At 67.3% G+C, this 13,444-nt stretch carries 14 protein-coding genes and 1 pseudogene; 11 read left to right on the top strand and 4 right to left on the bottom strand.

What is annotated here, in order from left to right; all coding sequences use genetic code 11:
* From sucB to GOARA_RS04480, 5 genes and pseudogenes are all read left to right on the top strand, one after another.
* Window positions 1-1,418 (top strand): annotated as a pseudogene (gene sucB / locus GOARA_RS04500) (2-oxoglutarate dehydrogenase, E2 component, dihydrolipoamide succinyltransferase); the annotation flags it as partial.
* Between the two features lie 5 nt (window positions 1,419-1,423).
* Window positions 1,424-2,305, top strand: a complete 882-nt coding sequence (locus GOARA_RS04495) for a TIGR01777 family oxidoreductase (protein WP_007321113.1) — start codon at window positions 1,424-1,426, stop codon at window positions 2,303-2,305.
* 2 nt (window positions 2,306-2,307) lie between these two features.
* Window positions 2,308-3,039, top strand: a complete 732-nt coding sequence (gene lipB / locus GOARA_RS04490; RefSeq protein ID WP_040521734.1) for a lipoyl(octanoyl) transferase LipB — start codon at window positions 2,308-2,310, stop codon at window positions 3,037-3,039.
* Window positions 3,036-4,088, top strand: coding sequence for a lipoyl synthase (lipA, locus tag GOARA_RS04485; protein WP_007321111.1), 1,053 nt, complete (start codon window positions 3,036-3,038; stop codon window positions 4,086-4,088). Before lipB ends, lipA begins: the two co-directional genes overlap by 4 nt.
* Window positions 4,089-4,091: 3 nt before the next feature.
* Complete coding sequence (locus GOARA_RS04480) at window positions 4,092-4,847, top strand: DUF4191 domain-containing protein (protein ID WP_007321110.1); 756 nt, start codon at window positions 4,092-4,094, stop codon at window positions 4,845-4,847.
* A 65-nt stretch (window positions 4,848-4,912) separates the two neighbouring features.
* Here the strand turns inward: GOARA_RS04480 and GOARA_RS18830 are convergent, their stop codons facing one another.
* Complete coding sequence (locus tag GOARA_RS18830) at window positions 4,913-5,350, bottom strand: ESX secretion-associated protein EspG (protein WP_007321109.1); 438 nt, start codon at window positions 5,348-5,350, stop codon at window positions 4,913-4,915.
* A gap of 150 nt (window positions 5,351-5,500) precedes the next feature.
* On the opposite strand from GOARA_RS18830, the gene GOARA_RS04470 reads away from it, so the two are divergent.
* Both GOARA_RS04470 and GOARA_RS04465 read left to right on the top strand, forming a co-directional pair.
* A complete protein-coding gene (locus GOARA_RS04470; protein WP_007321108.1) occupies window positions 5,501-6,472 on the top strand; it encodes a GlxA family transcriptional regulator in 972 nt (323 codons plus the stop codon).
* 21 nt (window positions 6,473-6,493) lie between these two features.
* Window positions 6,494-7,231: a DJ-1/PfpI family protein gene (locus tag GOARA_RS04465; RefSeq protein ID WP_007321107.1), complete on the top strand. Its 738-nt coding sequence runs from the start codon at window positions 6,494-6,496 to the stop codon at window positions 7,229-7,231.
* Here the strand turns inward: GOARA_RS04465 and GOARA_RS04460 are convergent.
* Entirely contained in the window at window positions 7,228-7,746 is a 519-nt protein-coding gene (locus GOARA_RS04460; protein WP_007321106.1) for an RDD family protein, read from the bottom strand. The genes GOARA_RS04465 and GOARA_RS04460 overlap by 4 nt on opposite strands.
* Window positions 7,747-7,996: 250 nt before the next feature.
* On the opposite strand from GOARA_RS04460, the gene glnA reads away from it, so the two are divergent.
* The 4 genes from glnA to GOARA_RS04440 all read left to right on the top strand — a co-directional run bounded on the left by glnA (window position 7,997) and on the right by GOARA_RS04440 (window position 11,711).
* On the top strand, window positions 7,997-9,430 hold the full coding sequence (gene glnA, locus GOARA_RS04455) for a type I glutamate--ammonia ligase (protein WP_007321105.1): 1,434 nt from the start codon (window positions 7,997-7,999) through the stop codon (window positions 9,428-9,430).
* 159 nt (window positions 9,431-9,589) lie between these two features.
* A complete protein-coding gene (locus GOARA_RS04450) occupies window positions 9,590-10,276 on the top strand; it encodes a helix-turn-helix domain-containing protein (RefSeq protein WP_007321104.1) in 687 nt (228 codons plus the stop codon).
* Between the two features lie 100 nt (window positions 10,277-10,376).
* A complete protein-coding gene (locus GOARA_RS04445; protein ID WP_245548353.1) occupies window positions 10,377-11,051 on the top strand; it encodes a hypothetical protein in 675 nt (224 codons plus the stop codon).
* A 63-nt stretch (window positions 11,052-11,114) separates the two neighbouring features.
* The gene (locus GOARA_RS04440) at window positions 11,115-11,711 is read left to right on the top strand and encodes an FKBP-type peptidyl-prolyl cis-trans isomerase (protein WP_007321102.1); all 597 of its coding nucleotides are present in this window, start codon (window positions 11,115-11,117) and stop codon (window positions 11,709-11,711) included.
* Window positions 11,712-11,720: 9 nt separating this feature from the next.
* Here GOARA_RS04440 and GOARA_RS04435 read toward each other — a convergent pair whose 3' ends face one another.
* Together GOARA_RS04435 and GOARA_RS04430 are read right to left on the bottom strand one after the other, a co-directional pair.
* Window positions 11,721-12,362, bottom strand: a complete 642-nt coding sequence (locus tag GOARA_RS04435) for a biliverdin-producing heme oxygenase (RefSeq protein WP_007321101.1) — start codon at window positions 12,360-12,362, stop codon at window positions 11,721-11,723.
* A 68-nt stretch (window positions 12,363-12,430) separates the two neighbouring features.
* Entirely contained in the window at window positions 12,431-13,387 is a 957-nt protein-coding gene (locus GOARA_RS04430) for an endonuclease/exonuclease/phosphatase family protein (protein ID WP_007321100.1), read from the bottom strand.
* Window positions 13,388-13,444 lie beyond the last annotated feature (57 nt).

Below are 13,444 nucleotides of genomic sequence, written 5' to 3'. Positions count from 1 at the left end.
CTGAGCCCGCTGTTGCGCCGAGCGGAGCGGCGAGCGGCACCGACGTGGTCGAGTGACCGGCACTGGGCGGGAGTCGAGTGACCGAGGGCACCGTCACCAACTGGCTCAAGCAGGTCGGCGACTCCGTTGCCGTCGACGAGCCGCTCGTCGAGGTGTCCACCGACAAGGTCGACACCGAGATCCCCTCGCCGGTCGCCGGCACCCTGCTGGAGATCACCGCCAACACCGACGACGTGGTCGAGGTCGGCGGGAAGCTCGCGGTGATCGGCAGCGGCAGTCCCGCGGCCGCCGCGCCGCCGGCACCGGAGCCCACTCCGGCACCGACCCCCGAACCCACACCCACTCCGGAACCGGCGCCCGCCGCAGCCGCTCCCCCGGCCGCGCCCGCCCCAGCACCGGCGGCCCCCGAGCCTGCCGCACCCGCACCCGCTCCTACCCCGGCCGCCCCGGCGACCGAGGCACCCGCGGCGGAGTCCTCGTCCGACTCGGGTCCCTATGTGACTCCGCTGGTCCGCAAACTGGCCGCCGAGAACAACGTCGACCTCTCGACGATCACCGGCACCGGCGTCGGCGGCCGCATCCGCAAACAGGATGTGCTGGCCGCGGCATCGAGTTCGGCGGCGCCCGCCGAAACCTCCACCGCCGCGCCGGCGCCGGCCGCCGCGGCACCGGAGATTCGCCCCGAGCTCGCGGCACTGCGCGGAACGTCGGTGAAGGCCAACCGCATCCGTCAGCTCACGGCGGCCAAGACGCTGGAATCGCTGCAGACTTCCGCGCAGCTCACCCAGGTGCACGAGGTGGACATGACCAAGGTCGCCACGTTGCGCACCGCGGCCAAGGCGTCCTTCAAGGCCACCGAGGGCGTGAACCTCACGTTCCTGCCGTTCTTCGCCAAGGCCGTCGTCGAAGCGCTGAAGGTTCACCCGAACATCAACGCCAGCTACAACGACGAGTCCAAGGAGATCACCTACCACGGTGGCGTCCACCTCGGAATCGCCGTCGACACCGAGCAGGGGCTGCTGTCGCCGGTGATCCACAACGCGGACGACCTGTCGCTGGCCGGTCTGGCCCGGGCCATCGCCGACATCGCCGAGCGCGCCCGCTCCGGCGGTCTCAAACCCGACGAACTCGCCGGCGGAACGTTCACCATCACCAACATCGGCAGTCAGGGCGCACTGTTCGACACCCCGATTCTGGTACCGCCGCAGGCGGCGATGCTGGGCACCGGAGCGATCGTGAAGCGCGCCGTCGTCATCAACGACGCCGACGGATCCGAGTCGCTGGCCGTCCGGTCAATGGCTTACCTGCCGCTGACCTACGATCACCGCCTCATCGACGGCGCCGATGCGGGCCGCTTCGTGACCACTGTCCGTAAGCGCCTGGAGGCCGGGGAGTTCGCCGCCGACCTCGGGCTCTAGCTCCCATGCGCGTCCTGGTCGCGGGATCGTCAGGGCTGATCGGCTCGGCCCTGATGTCCGCGCTGCGCACTCACGGTTCCGACGTCGCACGCCTGGTGCGACGGGAAGCGCGCAATCCCGACGAGTTCAGTTGGGACCCAGAGAGTGTCGGCGTGCCGGAAGAGGCACTCGAAGGCGTCGACGCGGTCGTGTCACTCGGCGGTGTTGGCGTAGGCGATCGACGATGGAGCGGGCACTTTCGTCAGGAATTGCGTGACTCGCGGATCACCCCGACGCAGGTTCTCGCCGATGCCATCACGGCCTCCGGCGTTCCCCTGTTCGTCTCGGCCAGCGCCACCGGCTACTACGGTGACACCGGCGACCACGCGGCGACCGAGTCCGACGGGCCCGGAACGGGATTCCTGGCCGACCTGACCGTCGACTGGGAAGCAGCGGCGCGCTCGGCCGCCGACGCGGCGCGCGTCGTACTTTTGCGGACCGGGCCGGTGCTCGCGCCCAGAGGCGGCCTGCTGGGGAAGCTGCGTCCCGTGGTGAAGGCGGGCCTCGGCGGACGGATGGGCAGCGGTGAGCAGTACCTGTCGTGGATCTCGTTGCGCGACGAGATCGCGGCCATCGAGTTCATCCTGGGCAACGAGACGATCACCGGGCCGGTGAATCTGACCGCCCCGATTCCCGTGCGATTCGGCGAGTTCATCGACACCTACGGCTCGGTGCTGCACCGCCCGACCTTCCTGCCCGTGCCGGGCGCGGTACTGCGGGCTCTCGGCGGCGAGCAGGCCCAGGAAATGATTCTGGGGTCGTCTCGCGTTGTACCCGATGTGTTGACCAACGCCGGATTCGAATTCACCGATGAGACCCTCGTCGACGCGCTGAACTGGACGCGATGACCATGAGTCCCGAGTCCCTGCGCCGATCCGCCGCTCCCATCGAAGTGCGCTGGCGGGGAACGCTCGACTACCGCGCCGCCTACGACGAGCAACACGCCCTCGCTGAGGCCCGCGCGCGCGGCGATCTCGACCACGACGTTCTGCTGTTGCTGGAACATCCGTCGACCTACACCGCGGGCAAACGCACCGAGGATTCCGACCTGCCGACCGACGGCTCGGAGGTCATCACCGTCGACCGGGGTGGGCGCATCACCTGGCACGGTCCGGGGCAGCTCGTCGGCTATCCGATCGTCGCGCTGCGCGAACCCCTCGACGTCGTCGAGTACGTGCGTCGCATCGAGGAGGCGCTGATCGGCGTCTGCGCCAGGCTCGGAGTCGTCGCCGGACGCGTCGACGGCCGTTCGGGCGTATGGCTCGATGACAGTCAAGACGGAAGCGCCCCCGCGTACGGCGGCCAACGCAAGATCGCCCAGATCGGGATTCGCGTCGCCCAGGGTGTCGCGCTCCACGGTTTCGCTATCAACGTCGACCCCGACCTGAGCGCATTCGACGCCATCGTGCCGTGCGGCATCGCCGACGCCGGCGTGACGTCGCTGGCACGCGAACTGGGCCGCCCGATCACCGTCGGCGAACTTCGCGACGATATCGCCGGCGCCGTCGCGTACTCGCTCGACCATCCGGTCTCCGCCGTCGCGGCCTCCACCCAGCCCTCTCCCCAAGGATCATCGTTGTGAGTTGCCCCAGCCCCGCCCCCGACTCCGGTTCGACCGGAAACGCCCCCGACGGCCGCAAGCTGCTCCGGTTGGAGGTGCGCAACGCCCAGACGCCGATCGAGCGCAAGCCCAAGTGGATCAAGACCCGCGCGACGATGGGCCCCGAGTTCTCCGAGCTCAAGGGTCTGGTCAAGCGCGAGGGCTTACACACCGTCTGTGAAGAGGCCGGCTGCCCCAACATCTACGAGTGCTGGGAGGACCGCGAGGCGACCTTCCTCATCGGTGGCGAACAGTGCACGAGGCGTTGCGATTTCTGCCAGATCGACACCGGCAAGCCGGCCGAACTCGACCGCGACGAGCCGCGTCGCGTCGCCGAGAGCGTTGCCGCGATGGGCCTGCGCTACTCGACGATCACCGGCGTCGCCCGTGACGACCTGCCCGACGAAGGCGCCTGGCTCTACGCGGAGACGGTGCGCAAGATCCACGAATTGAATCCGGGCACCGGCGTGGAGAACCTCATCCCCGACTTCCACGCGAAGCCGGACCTGCTCGCCGAGGTCTTCGCGTCGCGTCCCGAAGTGCTGGCCCACAACCTGGAGACGGTGCCCCGCATCTTCAAGCGGATCCGTCCGGCCTTCCGCTACGAGCGCTCCCTCGACGTCATCACCCAGGCCCGCGATTTCGGCCTGGTCACCAAGTCGAATCTGATCCTGGGTCTCGGCGAGACCATCGAGGAGGTGCGCTCGTCGCTGGTCGACCTGCACGACGCCGGATGCGACATCGTCACCATCACCCAGTACCTCCGGCCCTCGGCCCGCCACCATCCGGTCGAACGGTGGGTCAAGCCCGAGGAGTTCGTCGAGCTGTCCGAGTTCGCCACCGAGGTCGGCTTCGCCGGCGTCATGGCCGGTCCTCTCGTGCGTTCCTCTTACCGCGCCGGGCGGCTCTACGCCCAGGCGATGGCCCGCCACGGACGCCCGCTCGCCCCGGCGCTGCGTCACCTCGCCGACGAGTCCTCGGCACATCAGGAGGCGTCGAGTCTGCTCGCCCGCCTCGGCAGTAAGGTGTAGGCCATGGCCAAGAAGTCGGCATCGGGCAAGCAAGCGGTGGACAAAGAAGCGAAAGCCGCCGCGAAAAAGGCGCGCAAGCAGGCGTCCAAGGAGCGTCGCGCACAGCTCTGGCAGGCGTTCCAGATGCAGCGCAAGGACGACAAGCGCCTCATCCCGTACATGGTGGGCGTCGTCCTGCTCGCTGTCGCGGTCGCGGTGGGCATCGGATTGCTGCTCGACCAGCTGTGGTTCATGATTCCGATCGGCATCATGTTCGGTCTGCTCGGAGCGTTCGTCCTGTTCGGTCGCCGGGTGCAGAAGTCGGTGTTCACCAAGGCCGAGGGGCAGCCGGGCGCGGCTGGCTGGGCGTTGAGCAATATGCGGGGCACCTGGCGCATCAAGCAGGCCGTCGTCGGGACCACACACCTCGACGCGGTGCACCGCGTGATCGGCAAGCCCGGCGTCATCCTCGTCGGCGAGGGCAACCCCAACCGGGTCAAAGGACTGCTCAACCAGGAGAAGAAGAAGATCGCCCGGGTCGTCGGCGACACTCCGATCTATGTCGTGGTGGTCGGCAACGACGACGACGAGATCCCGCTGAGCAAGCTGGAGAAGCACCTCGGCAAGCTGCCGAAGAACATCAACGGCAAGCAGGTCGACGCACTCGAAGCTCGACTGGCCGCACTGGGCAACCGCAAGGGTGGTGCGGCCTTGCCGAAGGGGCCGATGCCCCAGGGCGCCAAGGTGCGCAACATTCAGCGCACCGCACGCCGCCGCTGAACTCAAGAAACTCGAAGTGCCGATCCTATGGCCCACATAGCGACCCGTAGGATCGGCACCTTGTGTCAGACGTGATTGGCACACGCCCGCGCCACCCGGCGAGCAGTCGCTGGCGCGAGCGTGAGCCACTTCCCTCCATCGGCGGCTACCGACGGAATCGAAACAACATCGCCGCGCGGCGAACAGAACACGGCAACCGCACCCGCCAGGGTCCTCCCCTCCTCGTCGACGACGACGATCTCGGCCGACGAGGTGGCCGCGCCGAGCGCCCAGGCGAGTGCGGCCGCGTCGTTCCCGGTGGCACCCGCCGCGCGCAGCGCCGCCAGCACGTCCACCGGCTCGCTCGCGTTCTCCAGTCGCGGTAGCAGATCGACTTCCCTAACCCGGATCGATTGGCAGCCAATGGGTTTCGTCAGCGGTATCGCCCTGGCGACTTGCTCGGCATCGGAGCAATCGACCCGCTCGATCTCCACCCCGGGCACGACAATGCGAACCTCGAACACTTCTCCCCCTAAGTCGTCCCTCCCGTGTCGATACCACCCTGCCATCGAAACGACGACCGCAGCGTCGGACGGTCTGCCGAATCCACGTATGTCCTGATTCGTGGGACTTATGTCATAGACGCCAGCGGGCAGAAGGGCCAGGATTGGTCCATGGCCAGATCCGTCGTCGTGGTGGGGTTCCCCGGGGTGCAACCCCTCGATGTGACCGGCCCGTTCGACGTGTTCAGCTCGGCGAACTTCACCGTCGCCGCCACCGGCGGCGAAAAGCCCTACGAGCCGAGGCTGGCCACCGTCGGCGGCGGTCGCGTCGCCACCGGAACCGGTCTCGACTTCGCCTCGGACCCGCTCCCCGACCCGGCCGAGCCGATCGACACCCTCATCCTGCCCGGCGGTCTGGGCATCTTCGACACCCGAGACAACCAGAATGACGACCTGGTCGACTGGATCCGGCGCACCGCGCCCACCGTCCGGCGGGTCGTCAGTGTCTGCAGCGGCGCGTTTCTCGCGGCACGGGCCGGGCTTCTCGACGGCTGCCGCGCGACGACCCATTGGGCGGCCGCCTCACTGCTGGCGGAACGGTTTCCCGACGTCACCGTCGACCCCGATCCCATTTTCCTCCGCAGTTCAGAACAGGTATGGACCGCGGCCGGCGTGACGTCGGGCATCGATCTGTCGCTGACGCTGGTCGAGGAGGACTGCGGCGTCGATGTCGCCCAACAGGTTGCCCGATGGCTCGTCCTCTACATGCGCAGACCCGGAGGTCAGACGCAGTTCGCTCCGCCGGTGTGGATGCCGCGCGCCCGCCGGCAACCGATCCGCGCGGCTCAGGAGGCGATCGAGGCGAGGCCGGGCGAGGCCCACACCGTCGACAATCTGGCCGAGGCCGCGTCGATGAGCCCGCGCAACTTCACCCGGGTCTTCACCGGCGAGGTCGGCGAGTCGCCCGGCGCCTACGTCGAGCGAGTGCGCACCGATGCGGCGCGGCGCCTTCTGGAACAGACCGACGACACCATGCCGGTGATCGCCCAGCACTGCGGCTTCGGCACCGCGGAGACGTTGCGTCGCGTCTTCATCCGTCGTCTAGGCGTCTCCCCCGTCCACTACCGCAAGACCTTCCAGTAGTCACCCCTTGAAAGGACCGTCATGCCCCAGATCGCCATCGTCGTATACCCCCACTTCACCGCACTCGACTTCGTCGGCCCGTACGAAGTGCTGCGCGCCCTCCCCGGTGCCGAGATCCGCTTCGTCTGGCATGAACCCGGCCCGGTCGTCGCTGACTCAGGCGTCCTCGCGATCGGGGCGACGCACTCGTTCGACGAGACGCCCGCCCCCGACATCGTGCTGGTCCCCGGCGGACCGGGTACGGCTGCGACCGCACGCGACGAGAAGGTGCTCGACTGGCTGCGGGCCGTCGCACCCGCGGCGAGCTGGGTTACCTCAGTGTGCTCGGGATCCATCGTTCTCGCCGCCGCCGGCCTTCTCGACGGTGCCCGCGCCACCTCGCACTGGTCGATGCTGCCGATGCTGCGCACCTTCGGGGTGACTCCGGTCGACGACGAGCGCATCGTGGTCCTCCCCGATCGGCACGTCGCCACGGCCGCGGGCGTTTCAGCGGGAATCGACCTCGCGCTCTGGCTGGCCGGTCAGGTCGCCGGACAACGCCGGGCGGAGACGATCCAGCTGATGATCGAGTACGACCCGCAGCCGCCGTTCGACTCCGGCCACCGGTCGAAAGCATCGAAGTCCACCCTGGCCGCGGCAACGGCACTGCTGGCCCGCGACACTTTGGACCCGGCGACGCTGAGCGCCGGCACCAAGCTGGCCTGGGACCGTGCGATCGCGACGATTCGCGGAAACCGCACGCGCGTCAAACAGCCCTAGCGGCTGCGCACGACCGCCGTCTGCGTGACCCGGTCATGCAGGGCGCGACCGTTGTTGTCGTTGATCAGGGCCGGCACGATCACGACGATCAGCAACTGCCGGAACAGCGCACGCACGATGCCGACGGCTGCACGCATCCGGGGATTCTCATCCGGGCCGAGGTCGACGCGGATCACCCGCATGCCGACCGCGAACTGTCCGGGGGTGAAGCCGAACAGTGTGACAGTGAACACACCGACGGCGAACCAGATCCCCAACTGGGGCAACGTGACCGCCCTGAGGCGCTCCTCGATCGACGAGGCCTCACCGACCACAAGAAAGGCGATCGCGTAGGCCATCAGCCAGTCGACCAGCAGGCCGACACAACGCCGCCACCCGCTCGCCAGGCTGCCGGGCCCCACCGCGGGCAAGCCCAGGTCCTGACCTGGGTACTCGTTGTCCTTCGCGGCCGCGTCGTCGACTCGCGGACCGGAAAGCCATGAACCGGCGGCGCGCCGACCTGACTGCTGTCCCATGCCCCCATCCTAGGCGGCGCGCTCGACGTGCCATTCCCCGGTTCCCCCGTGCGGCAAACGCCACCTTTGCCATAGTGGGAGTCGGTCCTCTCGGCGGGCCGCACAGCGTCGTGCGGCGGTTAACACGGGAGAAACATGACTTTGACCGGAGGGCAACCTGGCCTCCATAACGTCATCGTCAATGCCAGACCCCCTGGCGGAACGCCCGCCAGATCCCTGGTTGAGGCACAAGTGAAGGAGTCACCGGACGGTGTATAGCAGCAAAGAAGAAATTCTCGAGGGCATCAAGAAAGAGGGCGTCGAGTACGTCGACATCCGTTTCTGCGACCTGCCCGGTGTCATGCAGCACTTCTCGATCCCCGCGTCGGCTTTCGACGAGTCGGTGTTCGAGGACGGCCTCGCCTTCGACGGTTCGTCGGTGCGCGGCTTCCAATCGATCGACGAGTCGGACATGATGCTGTTGCCCGACCCGGCAACGGCGCGGATCGATCCGTTCCGCAAGGCGAAGACGATGAACCTCAGCTTCTTCGTCCACGACCCCTTCACCCGTGAGGCCTACAGCCGCGACCCGCGCAACGTCGCCCGCAAGGCCGAGGACTACCTGGCCTCGACCGGTGTCGCCGACACCTGTTTCTTCGGGGCCGAGGCCGAGTTCTACATCTTCGACTCCGTGTCCTACGGCTCGGAGATGAACGGCACCTTCTACAAGATCGAGTCGGAGTCGGGCTGGTGGAACGCCTCGTCCCCGACCGACCCGGACGGCAGCCCGAACCTGGGCTACAAGGTGCGCCCCAAGGGCGGCTACTTCCCCGTCGCACCGTACGACCACTACGTCGACCTGCGCGACGAGATCTCGACGAACCTGATCAACTCCGGCTTCGAGCTGGAGCGCGGCCACCACGAGGTCGGCACCGCCGGCCAGGCCGAGATCAACTACAAGTTCAACACCCTGCTGCACGCCGCCGACGATGTTCAGCTGTTCAAGTACATCGTGAAGAACACGGCGTGGCAGAACGGCAAGTCGGTCACCTTCATGCCGAAGCCGCTGTTCGGCGACAACGGCTCGGGCATGCACGCCCATCAGTCGCTGTGGAAGGACGGCAAGCCGCTGTTCCACGACGAGTCCGGCTACGCCGGTCTGTCGGACCTGGCCCGCTACTACATCGGCGGCATTCTACACCACGCTCCGTCGCTGCTGGCCTTCACCAACCCGACGATCAACTCGTACAAGCGCCTGGTGCCCGGCTACGAGGCCCCGATCAACCTGGTCTACAGCCAGCGCAACCGTAGCGCCTGTGTGCGTATCCCGATCACCGGCAACAACCCGAAGGCCAAGCGCCTCGAGTTCCGCTGCCCGGACAGCTCGGGTAACCCGTACCTGGCCTTCGCGGCGATGATGATGGCCGGCCTGGACGGCATCAAGAACAAGATCGAGCCGCACGAGCCGGTCGACAAGGACCTCTACGAGCTGCCGCCGGAAGAGGCCAAGGCGATCCCGCAGGCGCCGACCTCGCTCGCGGCCGTCATCGACCGCCTCGAAGAGGACCACGACTACCTCACCGCCGGTGGGGTGTTCACCGAGGACCTCATCGAGACGTGGATCCGCCTCAAGCGCGACAACGAGATCCTGCCGACGCAGATCCGTCCGCACCCGTACGAGTTCAGCCTCTACTACGACTGCTGACCCCAGAGGGATCCCCTCTGACTCTCGTCACCAACGGTGGCTGACCTGGACGCGTCCTTCGACGTCCGTCCAGGTCAGTCACCGTTTGGTTCTCATAGCGCCGCTCGTTTCTTCAATAATTCATAGACAGATTAGGTCCGATATGGGACATTATCTGTTATGAACAGGGAAGACTTCCTCACCATTGAGGAGACGGCGCACAACTTGGGAGTGTCGACCCGCCATGCTCGTCGTCTGGCCGACTCCGGGGCGATCAATCGGGTTGCGCGAGGTCTGGTTGACCGCGCTTCGGTTGACCGCTACCTCCAGTCGCAGCGACAGGGGCGCACGCGCTCGTGGGCCGAGCACACCGCGTGGGGAGCCGCCGCAATCCTCGCCGGTCGTGAGGCAGACTGGCTAGGAGCCACTCAAGTCTCACGACTGCGCCAAGCACTGCGCAGTATCAACGAGGTCGATGAGCTGCTCACCCGGATGCGCGACCGCGCCCTGAGTCACACGTTCGACGCCCACCGTGCCGCACTCCCCCGACTGCGCGAACTCGTTACGACCAGCAGCACGGAACCCCTCGGCATCACCGGCACCCTCGGCGACGTCGATGGCTACATCGCCGCCGGCCAACTAAATGACATCGTGCGGGCACTTGGACTCCGGCCCTCATCGAGTGGTGCGGTTACCCTACGGGTCACCGATTTCGACTTCACCCGCGTTCGGAACCTGGTCGAGACTCCCGTCGTCGCGGCGTTGGACATCGCCACGAGCACGGACCCTCGACTGCGTGGTGTCGGCCACCGCGCACTGGGAGAGCTGTTGGAGGCATACCGTGAACACCGGCCGTCCCACCATTGAGGTTGCCTCGCCTCCGGGCGGCTGGCCACCTCCGTGGCCCAGTGTCGCAGAATTGGCAGCGGTGCTGCCCGACGGAAGTTGGACACTCATCGGTGGACTAATGACTCAGCTCCACACTATCCACCACGGGCTGGAGATCGTGCGTCCCACCAACGATGTCGACATCGTGCTGCACATCGAGACCGTGCGTGGAACACCGAACAGGGTCGCCACCGCCCTGGAGTCATTGGGCTATCGATTCCGTCCGAGCATCGACGTACGCAACAACATCGCACACCGTTTCGTGCGGGGCACGACCGCCATCGACTTGGTGACCGGCGCTACCGCGGATCAGGTCGATGTCCTCATCGCCGATCATCCAGCGCCACGCGTAATCGAGAGGCTACGCGGCTACCAGATGGTTCGCATCGAAGGCGGCACCCAGGCGCTACGCCGCACTGTCAACGCACGGCTGGAGATCGCACCCGGCACCATCACGACGATCTCGGTGCCGCGACCGTTCGGTGCGCTGATCCTGAAGGCCGCCGCCTACACCACCGATTCGCGTGACCGAGAACGCCACATGTTCGACTCCGCCGCCCTACTCGCCTGTATCGACGACCCATTCGCCGAGCGGACTCAATACACCGGTTCCGACCGGCGCCGCATCGGCACCCTGGCCAAGACCCTCAACGCGACTCACGCGGCATGGCGGGCACTGCCTCCACGCCAGCGCACACAAGCACAGCTCACGTTGAGCATCCTCGCGGACGCAGGCGGTGAGGCTACGCAGTGAATCCCTCACGCAGTGAGCCCGCCCGGACTCGTTCCGGGCGGGCCGACTGCTAGGTTGAGACCCATGCGCAAATCCGCCCTGATCGCCGCCGTGACCCTCTCCGCCGCCCTCGTCCTCGCCGGGTGCGGGTCGAAGGATTCAACCGACGACGCGGACGACGGCGCCCCCGAAGTCGGGACCTGTCCGACGGCCGCTCCGGCCGCCGACGCGAAGACGGACTGGAGCCTCGACGGGACGAGCGGATCGATCAAGGTGGTCTCACCGTCGAAGAGCCATGCGCCCGGCGTGACGGTGCAGGGACCGTTCACGGTCTCCGAGACGAAGGTGCACACGCTGCGCGAAGGCTCCGGCGACCAGACGATCACCGAGGCCGACATGGTGTCGGTCTGCTACATGGGTGTCAACGGCCGCGACGGCAACGTCTTCGACAGTGCATACCAGCGAGGCGCACCGGCCTCCTTCCCGCTGACCAACGTCGTCACCGGATTCCAGAAGGCCATCGTCGGCCAGAAGCCCGGCGCGACCGTCGCGGTCGCCATGACCCCGGCCGACGGATACGGCCCCATGGGCGGTCAGCCCGACGCGGGCATTCAGGCGCAGGACGCGCTGATCTTCGTCCTCCAGATTCGCGGCATCGACAAGACCGACGGCAGCGAATAGCCGCTGGCGCTAGCGGGTTTCGAGGGCGGTGAACAACCGCTGGTTGAACTCGAACGCGCGCACTGCCTCGGCGGTGAGCCGGTCGACGGCTTCCCGGTCGAGATCCAGCGTGTCGATGCGCTCGCGGTACCGGTCCTTGTAGCGCTTGAGCTTGTCGATCCCGTCGAAGCGGTAGAAGGACAGCGCCTCATCGGGCACGCCGTACAGATTGCGCATGCGACTCGCGATGATCTGACCACCGGACAGATCACCGAGGTAGCGGGTGTAGTGGTGCGCGACGTAGCGAACCGGATCGACGCCGCACGCCTTGATCGCCTCGACGTAGTCGGCGGTCACCGGCAGCGCCGTCAGCTCCGCGACCTTGACGCCGAGAGCTTCCAGGTCGGCCGTCAGCGACGGCACCCGGTGGAGGCGCTCATCAAGCACCGCGGTCGCAACCGGATCACCGGCCAACTGCCTCCCGACGGCCTCCAGTGCGCGATAGACGAAGTGCAACTGGCCGGCGAGCGCCGTATACGCGCCGACGTCGAGAGCGCCGCCCATCAGATCGGTGACGAATCCCGACCGTTCGGCGTTCTCGTGGGCACGGGCGGTCGCCTCGCGGAGCACGTCGGAATTCCGGTCGAGCGGGATATTCGTCGCGATTGCCATGACGGCTATGCTACCCGCTCAAGTGAGGTCACCCTAACCAAGTGAGGCAGGCCACACTAACTTCATCGTCACCGCGGCACGAGCTTCACGATCAGCACCCGGTGATCCGCGCCGGGCAGGTACCGCGTCTCGACCGACGTCGCGACGAAGCCCCGGCTGATCACATGGTCGATTCCGACCACCGGGCGACGGCCGAGCTTGTCGGTGGGATAGGTCGGCACCCACCCTGCTCCGGCCTGGTCGGTGGCGTCGATGAGGCCGCCGTGCAGCAGCTGCCGGTAGTGCTTGTGATTCCATGTCGCGTTGAAGTCGCCGACGGCGATGACCCGTCCGGGCGGCAGCTTTTCGAAATGGCCGCGAAGGACGCCGATGTCGTTGACCGACGACGTGCCGTGCCCGGGTACGGGCGCGCCGGCGTGAATCGACAGCACTCGGGTGTCCGGGGCACCGGACAGATTCGTCGTCGCGGCCAGGTTGTGCAGGATCATGTCCGGCAGCTTGGCTTGATCCCGCTGGACGTCGCGGGTCAGCAGTGCGGTGCCCGCGGCGAACGGTCCGGGGACCGCGTACAGATTGGGAACCACGGTGGTGATCGGCGACGCCTCGGCGCGGGCCCACGCTTCCGGCGTGAGTTCCTGGAGACTGACGATGTCGGGCTGGACTTCGCCGACGATCTCGGCCAGCGCACCGATGTCGCCCTCCCCCGCCATCAGATTCGACGACAGCACGGTGATCTTCTGTGCGTCGGCATTGGCCGGCGTCTCGGAGATCCACAACGGGAGCTGGGTGACGACCAGGGCGCCGGCCACCACGACCGCGGCGCCCATCAGAATCCACCGACGCATCAGCGCGAACAGCAAGACCGCCGCGACCGTGGTCAGCACCGCCACCGGCACGGCGCTCGCCGGATAGATCGTCACGTTGTCGCGCGACGGGTAGAAGAACAGCGCTACGGCCGCGATCCCGCCGACGAGCAACGCGATCCCCAACAGCACGCCGCACGTCCGGATGACTTTGACAAACACGCGCCAACCTTATCGGCCCGCCGACCTCGACAGACGCAAGGGTCGTGCGGGCGCACC

Origin of the sequence: Gordonia araii NBRC 100433 (assembly GCF_000241265.1) — a bacterium.
Lineage (GTDB): Bacteria > Actinomycetota > Actinomycetes > Mycobacteriales > Mycobacteriaceae > Gordonia > Gordonia araii.
Note: the sequence above shows the minus strand (reverse complement) of the source record. Positions and strands in the feature narration are given on the sequence as shown.